At 67.2% G+C, this 13,558-nt stretch carries 11 protein-coding genes; 4 read left to right on the top strand and 7 right to left on the bottom strand.

Annotated elements, in window-relative coordinates; translation table 11 throughout:
- Positions 1-10: 10 nt before the first annotated feature.
- From selB to fdnG, 7 genes are all read right to left on the bottom strand, one after another.
- Positions 11-1,939: a selenocysteine-specific translation elongation factor gene (gene selB, locus LRM18_RS12000; protein WP_270954702.1), complete on the bottom strand. Its 1,929-nt coding sequence runs from the start codon at positions 1,937-1,939 to the stop codon at positions 11-13.
- The gene (gene selA / locus LRM18_RS11995; protein ID WP_270954701.1) at positions 1,936-3,360 is read right to left on the bottom strand and encodes an L-seryl-tRNA(Sec) selenium transferase; all 1,425 of its coding nucleotides are present in this window, start codon (positions 3,358-3,360) and stop codon (positions 1,936-1,938) included. Before selA ends, selB begins: the two co-directional genes overlap by 4 nt.
- A gap of 3 nt (positions 3,361-3,363) precedes the next feature.
- Complete coding sequence (gene fdhE, locus LRM18_RS11990; RefSeq protein WP_270954700.1) at positions 3,364-4,347, bottom strand: formate dehydrogenase accessory protein FdhE; 984 nt, start codon at positions 4,345-4,347, stop codon at positions 3,364-3,366.
- Complete coding sequence (locus tag LRM18_RS11985) at positions 4,328-4,504, bottom strand: hypothetical protein (RefSeq protein ID WP_167522410.1); 177 nt, start codon at positions 4,502-4,504, stop codon at positions 4,328-4,330. Before LRM18_RS11985 ends, fdhE begins: the two co-directional genes overlap by 20 nt.
- Positions 4,505-4,709: 205 nt before the next feature.
- Positions 4,710-5,357, bottom strand: a complete 648-nt coding sequence (locus LRM18_RS11980; protein WP_064239116.1) for a formate dehydrogenase subunit gamma — start codon at positions 5,355-5,357, stop codon at positions 4,710-4,712.
- Positions 5,354-6,271: a formate dehydrogenase subunit beta gene (gene fdxH, locus LRM18_RS11975; RefSeq protein ID WP_049465732.1), complete on the bottom strand. Its 918-nt coding sequence runs from the start codon at positions 6,269-6,271 to the stop codon at positions 5,354-5,356. Before fdxH ends, LRM18_RS11980 begins: the two co-directional genes overlap by 4 nt.
- Positions 6,272-6,281: 10 nt before the next feature.
- Positions 6,282-9,350 (bottom strand): formate dehydrogenase-N subunit alpha, encoded by a 3,069-nt coding sequence (fdnG, locus tag LRM18_RS11970; RefSeq protein ID WP_270954699.1) that lies wholly within the window; start codon positions 9,348-9,350, stop codon positions 6,282-6,284.
- A gap of 291 nt (positions 9,351-9,641) precedes the next feature.
- Here fdnG and gmk point away from each other — a divergent pair, with 291 nt between their 5' ends.
- The 4 genes from gmk (at position 9,642) to LRM18_RS11950 (ending at position 13,554) form a co-directional block, all read left to right on the top strand.
- Complete coding sequence (gmk, locus tag LRM18_RS11965; RefSeq protein WP_049465727.1) at positions 9,642-10,307, top strand: guanylate kinase; 666 nt, start codon at positions 9,642-9,644, stop codon at positions 10,305-10,307.
- Positions 10,308-10,417: 110 nt separating this feature from the next.
- Positions 10,418-10,717: a DNA-directed RNA polymerase subunit omega gene (gene rpoZ / locus LRM18_RS11960; RefSeq protein ID WP_005410877.1), complete on the top strand. Its 300-nt coding sequence runs from the start codon at positions 10,418-10,420 to the stop codon at positions 10,715-10,717.
- 106 nt (positions 10,718-10,823) lie between these two features.
- Positions 10,824-12,986, top strand: a complete 2,163-nt coding sequence (locus LRM18_RS11955; protein WP_005418955.1) for a bifunctional (p)ppGpp synthetase/guanosine-3',5'-bis(diphosphate) 3'-pyrophosphohydrolase — start codon at positions 10,824-10,826, stop codon at positions 12,984-12,986.
- 181 nt (positions 12,987-13,167) lie between these two features.
- On the top strand, positions 13,168-13,554 hold the full coding sequence (locus LRM18_RS11950) for a RidA family protein (protein WP_270954698.1): 387 nt from the start codon (positions 13,168-13,170) through the stop codon (positions 13,552-13,554).
- Positions 13,555-13,558: the final 4 nt, after the last annotated feature.

Raw genomic sequence — 13,558 nt, 5'->3', positions numbered from 1 at the left:
GCCGGTGCGCTCAGTCGCGGGCCGCGTTCCACTGCAGGTCGCCGCGAGGCCGATGCTGGTCACCGACGCGTCGAGTGTAGCCAACGCGATTGAAGAACTCCAAGATCTGGATGCTGCGTTTGCGGCCCAGGCCGATGGCATCGCGGAAGGCGGCCGCATCCACCGTACCGCTGGCCTGCGACAGCCGTGCGACGATCGCGGCCAGCTCGGCGATGCGGGCCGGCGCATAGAACAGGTCCGGTACCACCTGGAACAGTTCGCCGCGCGCGGCGGCACGCCGCAGGATGGCGCGGACCTCGTCCTCGGGCAGGCCGAAGTCGGTGGCCAGGGTACGCACCCACGGCGGATCGAAACCCCCGGCGTGCAGGTGCGGGAGCACGCGTTCCAGCAGCAGGCGTTCACGCTCCGGCGGCGCATGGTCGTGACCGGGCAGGCGCCACCACGCGCCCACGCGCTGCAGCGTGCCGTCGGCCAGCAGGTCCTGCAGCAGCGCATTCCAGAGCCCCGTCGCAAGCGCGGGCAGGGTGCTGCGTTGCAGGCGCCCGCTGTCGACACCGGGTTCGTCCGGGCGTCGCTCGTGCCAGCTGCGCAGTGAGGCAATTACCTGCTCGCGCAGCACTTGCCAGTGCGAGGCGAGGATGACCACCGTGTCTTCGCGGGTGACGATGCGTCGTGTGTCTGCAGGAAGATCGATGCGGTCGGCCGCGCGCCGGCAGTAGCGCTGCAGTGCGGCCATGGGTATCCCCAAGGGCGCCTGCTGCAACAGCGGACCGAGCCCGGCACCTGCGGCCAGTTGCTCCAGTGCGCGCAGCCAGGCGAGCCGTGCCGGGCTGCGCCGGCGCCGCTGCGGCGGGTCCGGATCAAGCACGATGCCGCCGCCCAGCGTGTGGGTGGCCGCCGAATCACGGGCGATGAAGCGATCACCACACATCGCACAGACCGGCGAATCGAATACCAGTTGCACGAGCTGCCCATCGCCGGAGGGAGCGTCCTCCAGCAACACAAGATGGGCCTGCCGGTGCATCGTGCCCCAGTGGATATGCAGCGGTGCCCAGTCGCGCAACGGTGCGGCCTGCGCGGAAATCCGCAGCCGAACGTCGACACGGAGGGTGGCCAGCAGGGCGCGTGGATCGGCGATCCAGTCGCCACGGTGGATGTCTTCGCGCGCGATGGCAGCCAAGTTCAACGCGCAGCGCTGCCCGGCCATCGCACGTTCGCTGGCCTGGTTCTGCGCGTGGATGCTGCGCACGCGCACATCGGTGGCCGCCGGCATCAGCTGCAGATGTTCGCCAACCGAGGCGACGCCGCCATGCACCGCGCCGGTCACCAGCGTGCCGTGGCCGGCCAATGAGAACACGCGGTCCACCGGCATGCGGAACAGTTCATGGTGCGGCGCGGCCCGGCGCGCGTTGAACTCGCCTGTGGCGCATGCATGCAGGTGGGCGCGCAAGGCGTTGATGCCCACATCATCGGGGGAATTGCTGTTGCAGGCGAACACCGGCGCATCCTGCAGCGGCGTGCCGGCCAGCAGTGCAGCGATCTCGGTCTGGACCTGGGCCATGCGCGCGGCGTCCACCCGGTCGATCTTGGTGAGCGCCACTGCGCCGCGATCCACGCCCAGCAACTGCAGGATCGCCAGGTGCTCGCGGGTCTGTGGCATCACACCGTCGTCGGCGGCAATCACCAGCAGCGCCATGTCGATGCCGGTAGCACCGGCCACCATCGTATGCACGAAGCGTTCATGGCCTGGCACGTCGACGAAACCCAGCGTCGCCGACGCGTCTCCCACTGAGCCGTCCACCGGGACATAGGCATAGCCCAGTTCAATGGAGATGCCGCGCGTGCGCTCTTCCTGCAGGCGATCGGTTTCGATGCCGGTCAGTGCCCGCACCAGGCGCGTCTTGCCATGGTCGATATGCCCGGCGGTACCGACGATCATGGTTGCAGCGCGCCCCACTGGGCGAGGAAGTCTGCTTCGTCGGCCGGTTCCAGGCAACGCAGGTCCAGCCACAATGCGTCCTCGCCGATGCGGCCCAGCACCGGTCGCGGCAGCTGGCGCAGGCGCTTGGCCAGGCGGTCCAGGCCGCCACGCTGCGCAGTGGTGATGCGCAGGCCGGCACTGCCGAGCTGCGTCTGTGGCTGCGCACCACTGCCGATCTGGCTGTGCATCCGTGCCTGTTCAAGCATGTAGCCGGCCGGCAGCGACGAGCGCATCGGCGGCAGCAGGCGCTGGGCCTGCGCATCCATGTCATCCTGTGTCCGCGAGAGCGTACGCAGCGTCGGCAGCCGTTGGGCCAGCAGTTCCGGCTCGCGGTACAGGGCCAGCACCGCCGCCAGCGCGGCCAGGCCCATCTTGTCCATGCGCAGCGCGCGCTTGAGCGGGTTGCGGTTGATCCGCGCGATCAGGTCGGCGCGGCCGGCGATGATGCCGGCCTGCGGCCCGCCCAGCAGCTTGTCGCCACTGAACGAGACCAGGTCGGCGCCCGCCGCCAGCGTTTCCTGCACGGTCGGCTCGTGCGGCAGGCCGAAGGCCGCCAGGTCGCACAGGCTGCCACTGCCCAGGTCCACCACCAGCGGCAGGCCATGGTCGTGCGCGATGGCTGCCATCGTCGTGGTGTTGACCTTGGCGGTGAAGCCGGTGATCGCGTAGTTGCTGGCATGCACCTCCATCAACAGCGCGGTGCGCGCGCTGATGGCACGGGTGAAATCGGCGGGATGGGTGCGGTTGGTGGTGCCCACTTCGAGCAACCGTGCGCCGGCGCTGCGCATCACATCAGGAATGCGGAAGGCGCCACCGATCTCCACCAGTTCGCCGCGCGACACCACCACCTCGCGGCGGTTGGCCAGGCTGTTGAGCAGCAGCAGGACCGCCGCCGCATTGTTGTTGACCACGGTGGCCGCTTCGGCGCCGGTCAGCTCGCAGACCAGCGCCTGCACCCGCGCATCGCGGTCGCCGCGGCGGCCGCGGGCGATGTCGAATTCCAGGTCAACCGGCGCGGTCATCGCGCGGGTGACCGCCTGCACGGCGGCATCGGGCAACAGCGCGCGACCCAGGTTGGTGTGCAGCACGGTGCCGGTCAGGTTGAACATCGGCTGCAGGTCCAGCCGTGCATCGGCGGCAAGGGCGGCGTCGAGCGCCGCGACCAGTGCCGGGCCTTCAATGGCCCACTGCAACTGCTCGGCCGAGAGTTGTGCGGCACCGATGCGCTCGCGCAGCGCCTGCAGGTGTGCGCGCAGCAGCTGGGTGATGCGGCTGCGACCGTGATCTTCGATCAGCGCCGACAGCGCCGGCAGTCGCAGCAGCTTGTCCAGCGAGGGCAGGGCGGCGGCCGATGCCGGGGCGGCGGAGGTGCGTGGCATCGGTCAGTCGTCGTCGGATTGCCACAGCAGCGGATTCTGGCTGGCTCGCGCGTAGCCTTCCTCGCCCAGCAGCAGGTCCAGCGCCAGCGTGCCGAGGTCGTCGGCCACCGGTTCCAGCGCCGGGTCCTTTTCCAGATACAGGATCTTGCGGTAGCTGTGGCAGTGGTCGCAGGTCTCGGCGCGCACCGCGCTCTTGCGCACGGCCTGGGCGGCATCGCCGTCGGCATCGGCCAGGGCGCGGTAGGCGATGTCCTTGCCAGCGGCGCCACACTGGCTGCACTGCACACGCACGTAGTGCCACTGGCAGGCGCACAGCGAGCACGACAGATAGCGGTACGACGCATAGGGCGGGCGGGCCTGCACCACGCTGGCCACCGGCAGGGTGCCGCACAGCGGGCACACGCCAGGCGCATCGGCCAGCGGCCTGAGGTCGCTGGCGCGGAAACTGGCCGTGAGCACGGCCCAGTACACCTGCAACGCATTCATCACCAGCAGCGCCGCCACCGCATCCACCGAGGGGGCGTCATCGCGCTCCAGCACGGCGCGCGCCTGCGCATCCAGCCAGGCGTCATCGGCGGCGGCGACGCGCAGAAGTTCGCGCCGGGTTTCCGCCGGCAGCCCGGCTTCGTCGGCACAGTGCCGGCACAGCGTGCGCAGCCAGTCGCGCCAGCGGCCGTCCAGTTGCAGTGTGTTGGCGGGCCGCAAGGGCATGCCGGCACCGACGGCCGCACTCGACTGTTGTGCACGCGCCTGAACCTGCAGCGCCTCGCGCTGTTGCGGCGTCAGCTCGTCCAGCAGCGCCTGCTGCGCATCGGCCAGCGCCGCCAGCAGCTGCAGATAGCCACCGATGGCACTGTGCGCGGCGAGGCTGCGCAGTCGCGCCGCGCGTGCAGCGAACAGCGATTCGGTATCGGGCAGGATGATGCGCGGCACGTCGCGCGAGGCGAGCGTCTCGATCTCACCGGGTTCAAGGATGCGTTGCGCCATGCAGGGCCAGCCAGAAGAACCAGCCTCCATCGTCGCTGTTGTCGGTGCTGGCGTCCAGCGCGTTGCCGGCCATTTGAAAGGTTGGGGTCAGATCCGTTTTCCACAGGAAAACGGATCTGACCCCATCGGTTGTTACGGTGTTCATCGTGTCGACCAAGGTCGACACCTACCAAAAGCACCGGTGAACTGTCGAAGGCGGGGTGGGTCCGGTTGCGGGGGCGTGAGCCGCATGGATGCGGCGACCGAGCTTACATGGACGTACTTGCAGCGTCCCCCGCAACCGGACCCACCCCGCAACTCCTAGGAAGCCAGCTTTTGACGTTGACGTTGCTTCTGCAGGTGCAGGGCCGCAGGCCCTGCCGCTAGCCCTGTTCCCGCCGCCCGCGCAGGATGTCCCGGAACCATTGCCGGTGATGCTTGTAGGCCCACCCATAGGTCACCTTGCCCTGGGTCATCGCCCGCACAGAGCCCTTGATCCAGAGCGCGGCATAGATGTGCACCACGATCGCACACACCAGTACCCAGCCGAACAACGCATGGGCGAGCACCGAGAAGCGGATCAGCCCGATCGGGAAGAAGTGGCTGAAATACTGCCGCCAGATCACGAAGCCGGTCAGCAGCAGCGCCGACAGGCAGCCGATGATGGCCCAGAACAGCAGCTTCTGGCCGGCATTGAAGCGGCCCACCGGCGGCAGCCTCTCGTCTTCGTTGCGCAGCACGTCGCGCATGCCGCGCATCCACGCACGGTCGTCGGCGGTCGGCAGGTTGTCACGCCACATGCGGATCGCCAGCAATGTGAAGCCCACCACCATGGCCAGGCCGATGAACGGATGCAGGATGCGTGTCCACGGGCCGCCACCGAACAGCTGGGTCAACGGGAACAGGGCAGGATGGAACAGCGCGAGCCCGGACAGCGCGGTCAGCACGAAGCAGATCGCCACGATCCAGTGATTGATGCGGGTCGGCGCGCGGTAGCGGATGATCTGCCGCGGGTGCGGGGCGTACTTCATGGCCGCTGCTCCTCTTCGATCTTCTTCGCTTCGTGTTCGGCGGCCTCTTCTTCCTCGTCATTGACCGTGTTGCGGCCGATGCCGATGTAATGCAGGAACCCAGCAAAGGCCGTAGCGGCAATCGCCAGCACGCCCAGCGGCTTGGCCACGCCCTTCCAGACTTCCACCATCGGGCTGATCCGCGGGTCCTTGGGCAGGTCGGCGTACAGCTCCGGCTTGTCCACGTGCTGCAGCACGTACATCACGTGGGTGCCGCCCACGCCCTGCGGGTCGTACAGGCCCGCGTTCCCGTAGCCGCGCGATTTCAGGTCTTCCACGCGTCCGGCGGCGTGCTCGGTCATCGCCTGCTTGCTGCCGAAGGTGATCGCCCCGGTCGGGCAGGTCTTCACGCAGGCCGGTTCCTGGCCCACCGCCACCCGGTCCGAACACAGCGTGCACTTGTAGGCCTTGTGGTCCTTCTTGGAGATGCGCGGCACATCGAACGGGCAGCCGGTCACGCAGTAGCCACAGCCGATGCAGTTCTCTTCCTGGAAGTCGACGATGCCGTTGGCGTACTGGATGATCGCGCCCGGCGACGGACAGGCCTTCAGGCAGCCCGGGTCGCTGCAGTGCATGCAGCCTTCCTTGCGGATCAGCCACTCCAGCTTGCCCTTCTCGTCCTCGTACTCGCGGAATTTCATCACCGTCCACGACTGGTCACTCAGATCGGGCGGGTTGTCATAGCTGCCGACACAGCTGCCGACCTCGTCGCGCAGGTCGTTCCATTCCATGCAGGCGACCTGGCAGGCCTTGCAGCCGATGCACTTGCTCACATCGATCAGCTTGGCGACCTGGCCGGTGTGCGCCCCCCGCGCCTCCGGCGAGGGCGTGGTGGTGGCCGAGCGGCGGATGATGTCCAGCGATTGCAGTGACATGGCGTGTCTCCTACACCTTCTCGACCTTGACCAGGATGCACTTCGATTCGGGCGTCTGCGAGTTGCCGTCACCGATGGCGTTGGTCAGCGTATTGGCGATGTAGCCGGGCTTGGCCGCACCGAGGAAGCCCCAATGGATCGGCACGCCCACCTGGTGCACGGTCCGGCCATCGATCTGCAGGGCCTTGATGCGCTTGGTCACCATGGCCACCGCTTCGATGTGCCCGCGCTTGGAACTGACCCGCACCCGGCTGCCGTTGTTGATGCCCAGCTCGTCGGCCAGGGCAGCGCCGATCTCGACGAACTGCTCGGGCTGGATGATGGCGTTGAGCTTGCCGTGCTTGGTCCAGAAGTGGAAATGCTCGGTCAGGCGGTAGGTGGTGGCCACGTGCGGGAACTCATCCGGCGAACCGATCTGGGCACGGTCACTGGCGAACACGCGTGCGGCCGGGTTGTTCAGCGTCAATGCCTGGCCGGGGCTGAGTGGATTGCTGCGCAGCGGGGTATCGAACGGCTCGTAATGCTCGGGGAACGGTCCTTCGGCCATGCCGGCCTTGGCGAAGAAGCGGGCGATGCCCTCCGGGTTCATGATGAACGGGCCCATGCCGCCAGCGGGATCTTCGTCGGCCTTGAAGTCCGGCACATCCACGTTGCCCCAGTTCTTTCCGTTCCAGGCCAGCAGCGTGCGGCGCGGATCGAATGGCCGGCCGGCGACGTCGCACGAGGCGCGGTTGTACATCACGCGGCGGTTGGCCGGCCACGCCCATGCCCAGCCCAGCGTATTGCCGATGCCGGTCGGGTCACTGTTGTCACGGCGCGCCATCATGTTGCCGGTCGGGCCCCAGGCACCGATGTAGATCCAGCACCCCGACGCGGTGCTGCCGTCGTCGCGCAGGTCGCCGAACGTCGCCAGCTGCTCGCCGGCCTTGCGCACCAGCCTGGTCGGATCCTTCGGATCGAACACGTCCGTCAGCGCCTTGCCGTTGTACTCCATCGCCAGCTCTTCGGGCGTGGGCACCTCTGGGTTGGCATAGTTCCAGGCCAGGTCGCGCACCGGCTCCCACCACGCACCGCCGTCCTTCTCGTACATCGCCTTGATGCGATGGAACAGCTCGGACATGATCTCGATGTCGCTGCGCGCTTCGCCTGGCGGATTGGCTCCCTTCCAGTGCCACTGCAGCCAGCGCGAGGAATTCACCACCGCACCGTTCTCCTCGGCGAAGGACGTGGTCGGCAGGCGGAACACCTCGGTCTGGATCGTGCTGGGATCGACGTCGTTCAGCGCGCCGTGGTTCTGCCAGAAGGCGATGGTCTCGGTTTCCAGTGGGTCCATGCTGACCATGAACTTCAGCTTGGAGAACGCGCTGATCAGCTTGCCCTTGTTCGGTGCCGAGGCCAGCGGATTGAAGCCCTGGCAGATGTAGCCGTGGATCTTGCCTTCGTTCATCAGCTCGTACGCCTGCAGCATGTCGTACGGCTTGTCGAGCTTGGGCAGGTGATCGAAGCACCAGTTGTTGTCGGCGGTGGCAGCGTCGCCCCACCACGATTTCATCAGGCTGACGTGGAACTTCGGGTAGTTCTGCCAGAACGACATCTGGTTGGCGCGCAGCGGCTTCTGCGTGCGCTTGGCGATGTAGGCGTCGTAGTCCTGCTCGTCCTGCCTCGGCAGCGTCAGGTAGCCGGGCAACAGGTCGGACATCAGGCCGATGTCGGTCAGGCCCTGGATGTTGGAATGCCCGCGCAGCGCGTTCATGCCGCCGCCGGCCACGCCGATGTTGCCCAATAGCAGCTGCACCATGGTGCCGGCACGCACGTTCTGCGCACCGATCGAGTGCTGCGTCCAGCCGAGGGCGTACAGGATGGTCATCGCCTTGTCCTTGCCGGCGGTGGACGCGATCATGTCCCAGATCTGGCGGATGCTGTCGGCCGGCGTGCCGCAGATGCGCTCGACCATCTCCACGGTATAGCGCGCGTAATGCTGCTTGAGCAGGTTGTAGACGCAGCGCGGGTCCTTCAGCGTCGGGTCGCTGCGTACGTAGCCGTCGTCACCGTAGGCGTAGTCCCAGCTGGAACGGTCGTAGCTGCGCTTTTCTGCGTTGTAGCCCGAATACAGGCCGTCCTTGAAGGCGAATTCGTCCTTCACCAGGAACGACATGTCGGTGTAGTTCAGCACGTACTCGTGCTGGATGCGGTCCTCGGTCAGCAGGTAGTTGATCAGGCCGCCCAGGAACACGATGTCGGTACCGGTGCGGATCGGCGCGTACACATCGGCCACCGCCGCCGAGCGGTTGAAGCGCGGATCGACCACGATCAGCCGGGCCTTGTTGTGTGCCTTGGCCTCGGTTACCCATTTGAACCCGCACGGGTGTGCCTCGGCGGCATTGCCACCCATGATCAGGATCAGGTCGGCATTCTTGATGTCGACCCAGTGGTTCGTCATCGCACCACGGCCTAGCGTCGGGGCAAGACCTGCCACCGTCGGGCCGTGTCAGACACGTGCCTGGTTGTCGAATGCCAGCATGCCCAGGGAGCGGACGACCTTGTGGGTCAGCACCGCGGTTTCATTGCTGGTGGCCGAGGCCGCCAGCATGCCGGTGGTCAGCCAGCGGTTGACCGTCTGCCCGGCTTCGTTCTTCTGCACGAAGTTGGCATCGCGGTCTTCCTTCATCAGCCGCGCGATGCGGTCCAGCGCATCGTCCCAGCTCAGCCGCTTCCACTCGTTGGAGCGCGGCGCGCGGTACTCGGGGTAGAGCAGGCGCGACTTGCTGTGGATGATGTCGGCCAGGCCGGCACCCTTCGGGCACAGCGTGCCGCGGTTGACCGGGTGGTCCGGGTCGCCTTCGATATGGAAGATGCTCGGTTCGGCGTTCTTGGCGCCATCGCCGAGGCTGTACATCAGGATGCCGCAGGCCACCGAACAATACGTACAGGTGTTGCGGGTCTCGGTCGCGCGGGTCAGCTTGTATTGCCGGACCTCCGCGAGCGCGATGCCGGGCGCGAAGCCCATCAGTGCCAGGCTGGAGCCGACCAGGGTTGTCCCGGTCACTTTCAGGAACTGGCGGCGGCTCATCGATGGCATGCCGTTCTCCTGGGATGGCGGGGAGGCGCAGGCCTCCGGGCTGTCGTTGGGTACGGGCCGGTTATAGCACAGGCCCCCGCATGCCCATGTGGCACAAGGCGCGGCGCCTGCCGGACGGGCCCGGAAAGGGCCTGCTCTGGTAAAGTTGCGTGCCCGCCCCCCCGGGGAAGCGTCTGCCGGGCCTGGTTCCAGGATGTTCCGCGCAGCCCCCGCCGTCCGGCCGCGATCCGCCGCGCCGGACCTGGAACATCGAGGAAAAATTTTGCGAAATCAACCAGTTGGGAGCCGTGCATGAGCGCCCCGTCGAAGCCGTCGGACGCCGTTGCGCGCGGCACGCTGTACATCGTGGCCGCCCCGTCCGGCGCCGGCAAGAGCAGCATCGTCAACGCCACCCTGGCGCGTGACCCGCAGATCGCCCTGTCGATTTCCTTCACCTCGCGCGCGATGCGCCCCGGTGAGGTGAACGGCCAGCACTACCACTTCGTCAGTGCCGAGAAGTTCGAGCAGATGATCGCCGCCGGCGACTTCTTCGAACACGCCTGGGTGCACGGCGACTGGAAGGGCACGGCCCGGCAATCGGTGGAGCCGCAGCTGGCCGCCGGCCAGGACGTGCTGCTGGAGATCGATTGGCAGGGCGCCCAGCAGGTGCGGCAGCTGGTGCCGGGCACGGTCACCGTGTTCATCCTGCCGCCCTCCAAGCAGGCGTTGCAGGACCGCATGCGCAAGCGCGGCCAGGACAGCGAGGCGGTCATCGCCCAGCGGCTGGGCGCAGCCCGCGATGAAATGCTGCACTTCAACGAGTTCGACTACGTCATCGTCAACGAGGTGTTCGACACTGCCGTGGACGAGCTGTGCGCCATCTTCACCGCCAGCCGCCTGCGCCGGGAGGCCCAGAAGGTGCGCCACGCCGCCCTGATCCAGGCCCTGCTGACCCCGGATCCGGGTGCAACTGACTGATTCCAAAAGAATCGATGGGGGGTTGGCTTGATTTTGTCCAGCCCCTGCCAGTACACTCCGTCCCCTTTCCCTCATTCGACTGAGCGGCCGACCGGTCGCCGGGAGCCCGTATGGCCCGCATCACCGTAGAAGATTGCCTGGAAGTCGTTAACAACCGTTTCGAACTGGTCATGATGGCATCCAAGCGTGCCCGCCAGCTCGCCAACGGCGTGCAGGCCACGCTGGACAACAGCGAGACCGAGGACAAGCCGACCGTGCTGGCGCTGCGCGAAATCGCCGCCCGCAAGATCGACAACGCGCTGATCGACGAAGTCGAGAAGGCCGAGCGTGAGCGCGCCGAGCGCGAAGCGCTGGAGTGGGCCGCCGCCGAAGTGGTGGCCGACGAAGACATGTCCAAGAACGACGATTGATCGCATCGATCAACGTAATCGTTGGATACACCGAACAGCCCGCCCCGTGCGGGCTGTTTCGCATTCAGGATTTGCCGTAAACGTCGCGCTGGAATAGGCTGCGGGCATGAACCCAGGCCCCACTGCCAAGGTCGCCGCAGCCCCCACTGCCGCCGTACCCGACTACGTCCTCCAGCTCGAACGCGCCGCCCATTACCTGCCGCCGGAACAGCTGCCGCTGCTGCGCCGTGCCTGGGAAGTCGGAGCCTCCGCGCACGCTGGGCAGACGCGCAAGTCGGGCGAGCCCTACATCACCCACCCGGTGGCCGTGGCCCAGGTGCTGGCCGAGCTCGGCCTGGACGTGGAAGCGCTGATCGCTGCGATCCTGCACGACACCATCGAAGACACCCCGCTGACGCGCGAGGCGCTGGCCGCCGAGTTCGGCGAAGCCGTCGCCGAACTGGTCGACGGTGTCACCAAGCTGGACAAGCTGAAGTTCCGCGACCGCCAGGAAGCGGCCGCCGAGAGCTTCCGCAAGATGCTGCTGGCGATGTCGCGCGACCTGCGCGTGATCATGATCAAGCTGGCCGACCGCCTGCACAACATGCGTACGCTGGGTGCGCAGAGCCGCGAAGCGCGCGGCCGCATCGCCCGCGAGACGCTGGAGATCTACGCGCCGATCGCCCAGCGCCTGGGCATGAGCCTGGTCAAGAGCGAGCTGCAGAACCTGGGGTTCAAGGCGCTCTACCCGTGGCGCCACGCCATCATCGAAAAACACATCCGCAGCCAGCCGGTGGTGCGTCGCGAGGCGATGGCACAGGTGGAAGTGCAGCTGTCGCAGCGCCTGGCCAAGGAGGGGATCGAGCATCGGCTGATCAGCCGCATCAAGACCCCGTGGAGCATCTACAACAAGATGCGCGACGAGAACAAATCCTTCGACCAGGTGATGGATGTGTTCGGCTTCCGCCTGGTCGTGCGCAGCGTGCCCAGCTGTTACCACGCGCTGGGCTCGGTGCACGCCACCTTCAAGCCGCTGGATGGGCGCTTCCGCGATTTCATCGCCATTCCCAAGGCCAACGGTTACCAGTCGCTGCACACCGTGCTGTTCGGGCCGTATGGCTCGCCGATCGAAGTGCAGATCCGTACCGAGGAAATGGACCTGATCGCCGAGCGCGGCGTGGCCGCGCACTGGACCTACAAGTTCGGTGGTGATTCGCCCAACAGCGCGCAGAGCCGCGCCCACGCCTGGATCGTCGAGCTGATCGACTCGCAGCGCGCCGCCGGTTCCTCGCTGGAGTTCCTCGACAACGTCAAGGTCGACCTGTTCCCGGACGAGGTCTACCTGTTCACCCCGAAGGGCAAGATCCTGGCCCTGCCGCGCAATTCCACCGCGCTCGATTTCGCCTACGCGGTGCACACCGACGTCGGCAACATGGCGGTGGCCTCGCGCGTGGACAAGAAACTGGTGCCACTGCGCACCAAGCTGGTGTCGGGCCAGTCGGTGGAGATCATCACCGCACGCTCGGCCACGCCGAAACCGCAGTGGCTGGAATTCGTGGTCACCAGCAAGGCACGCACCGCCATCCGCCACCAGCTCAAGCAGCTGGAACACGAAGATGCCGTGCAGCTCGGCCACCGCATGCTCGACCGTGCGCTGGAAGCGATGGATTCGTCGCTGGAGCGGCTGCCGAAGGGGCGCCTGGATGCGTTCCTGGCCGAGCACCGTTTCCCGCGCCTGGAGGCGCTGCTGGCCGAGGTCGCGCTGGGCAACTGGATGCCGACCCAGGCCGCGCAGGCGCTGATGGCCTACGCCGAACTGCGTGGCGGCCCGCATTCGCGCCACCATTCGCAGGAGAAGATCCTGATCAACGGCAGCGAGCGCGGCGTGGTCACCTTCGCCGGCTGCTGCCAGCCGATTCCCGGCGACGAGATCATGGGCTACCACACCGCCGGCAAGGGCATCGTGGTGCACCGGATGGACTGCCCGAACCTGGCCGAGCTGCGCAAGTCGCCCGAGCGCTGGGTGCCGATCGGCTGGGACACCACCGTCTCCGGCGACTACGACACCTCGCTGGTGGTGGAAGTGGAGAACGGCACCGGCGTGCTGGCGCAGCTGGCCGCCGCCATTGCGCAGAGCCACTCCAACATCGAGCGCGTGGACTACCTGGACCGCGATTTCAACGCCGCCGTGCTGGCGTTCAACATCCAGGTGCGCGACCGCAACCACCTGGCCGAAGTGATGCGCCGCCTGCGCCGCCTGTCGGTCGTGCAGTCGGTACGCCGCCAGTAGGCCCTGCGCGGACCGGTAGCGCCGGCCGCTGGCCGGCAACCCATGGATCCTCGACGGCGTCGCGATTGCCGGCCAGCGGCCGGCACTACCGAAGCGGCGCGGTGGATCCGCGCCATGCGTGGATGCACCCCCAGCCGGTACAATCACCGCTCTGTTTTCCCCCAAAGCACCGGAGCGACCCATGTCCCGCCAGATCATCAACACCGAAAAGGCCCCCGCCGCGATCGGCCCGTACTCGCAGGCCGTGCACGCCGGCAACACCGTGTATTTCTCCGGCCAGATCCCGCTTGACCCGGCCACCGGCGACATCGTCGGCGCCGGTGACGTTGAAGCGCAGGCCCGTCGCGCCTTCGACAACCTCAAGGCCGTGGCCGAGGCCGCTGGCGGCTCGCTCGACAAGGTCGTGCGCCTGGGCCTGTACCTGACCGACCTGGGCGAGTTCGCCAAGGTCAACGCGGTCATGCAGGACTACTTCCAGGCCCCGTACCCGGCCCGTTCCACCATCGAAGTGTCCGGCCTGCCGAAGGGCGCCAGCTTCGAGGTCGATGCGGTGATGGTCATCGACTGACCGC

Origin of the sequence: Stenotrophomonas sp. PI_27 (genome assembly GCF_027854495.1) — a bacterium.
GTDB lineage: Bacteria > Pseudomonadota > Gammaproteobacteria > Xanthomonadales > Xanthomonadaceae > Stenotrophomonas > Stenotrophomonas pavanii.
The sequence above is the reverse complement of the archived record's forward strand: the minus strand, read 5'-3'. Positions and strand labels throughout refer to the sequence as shown.

Bases quoted from the DNA above. Each gene is read 5' to 3' on its own strand.
- selB (WP_270954702.1), bottom strand. From the start codon at position 1,939: ATGATCGTCGGTACCGCCGGGCATATCGACCATGGCAAGACGCGCCTG.
- selA (WP_270954701.1), bottom strand. From the start codon at position 3,360: ATGCCACGCACCTCCGCCGCCCCGGCATCGGCCGCCGCCCTGCCCTCG.
- fdhE (WP_270954700.1), bottom strand. From the start codon at position 4,347: ATGGCGCAACGCATCCTTGAACCCGGTGAGATCGAGACGCTCGCCTCG.
- LRM18_RS11980 (WP_064239116.1), bottom strand. From the start codon at position 5,357: ATGAAGTACGCCCCGCACCCGCGGCAGATCATCCGCTACCGCGCGCCG.
- fdxH (WP_049465732.1), bottom strand. From the start codon at position 6,271: ATGTCACTGCAATCGCTGGACATCATCCGCCGCTCGGCCACCACCACG.
- gmk (WP_049465727.1), top strand. From the start codon at position 9,642: ATGAGCGCCCCGTCGAAGCCGTCGGACGCCGTTGCGCGCGGCACGCTG.
- rpoZ (WP_005410877.1), top strand. From the start codon at position 10,418: ATGGCCCGCATCACCGTAGAAGATTGCCTGGAAGTCGTTAACAACCGT.
- LRM18_RS11955 (WP_005418955.1), top strand. From the start codon at position 10,824: ATGAACCCAGGCCCCACTGCCAAGGTCGCCGCAGCCCCCACTGCCGCC.
- LRM18_RS11950 (WP_270954698.1), top strand. From the start codon at position 13,168: ATGTCCCGCCAGATCATCAACACCGAAAAGGCCCCCGCCGCGATCGGC.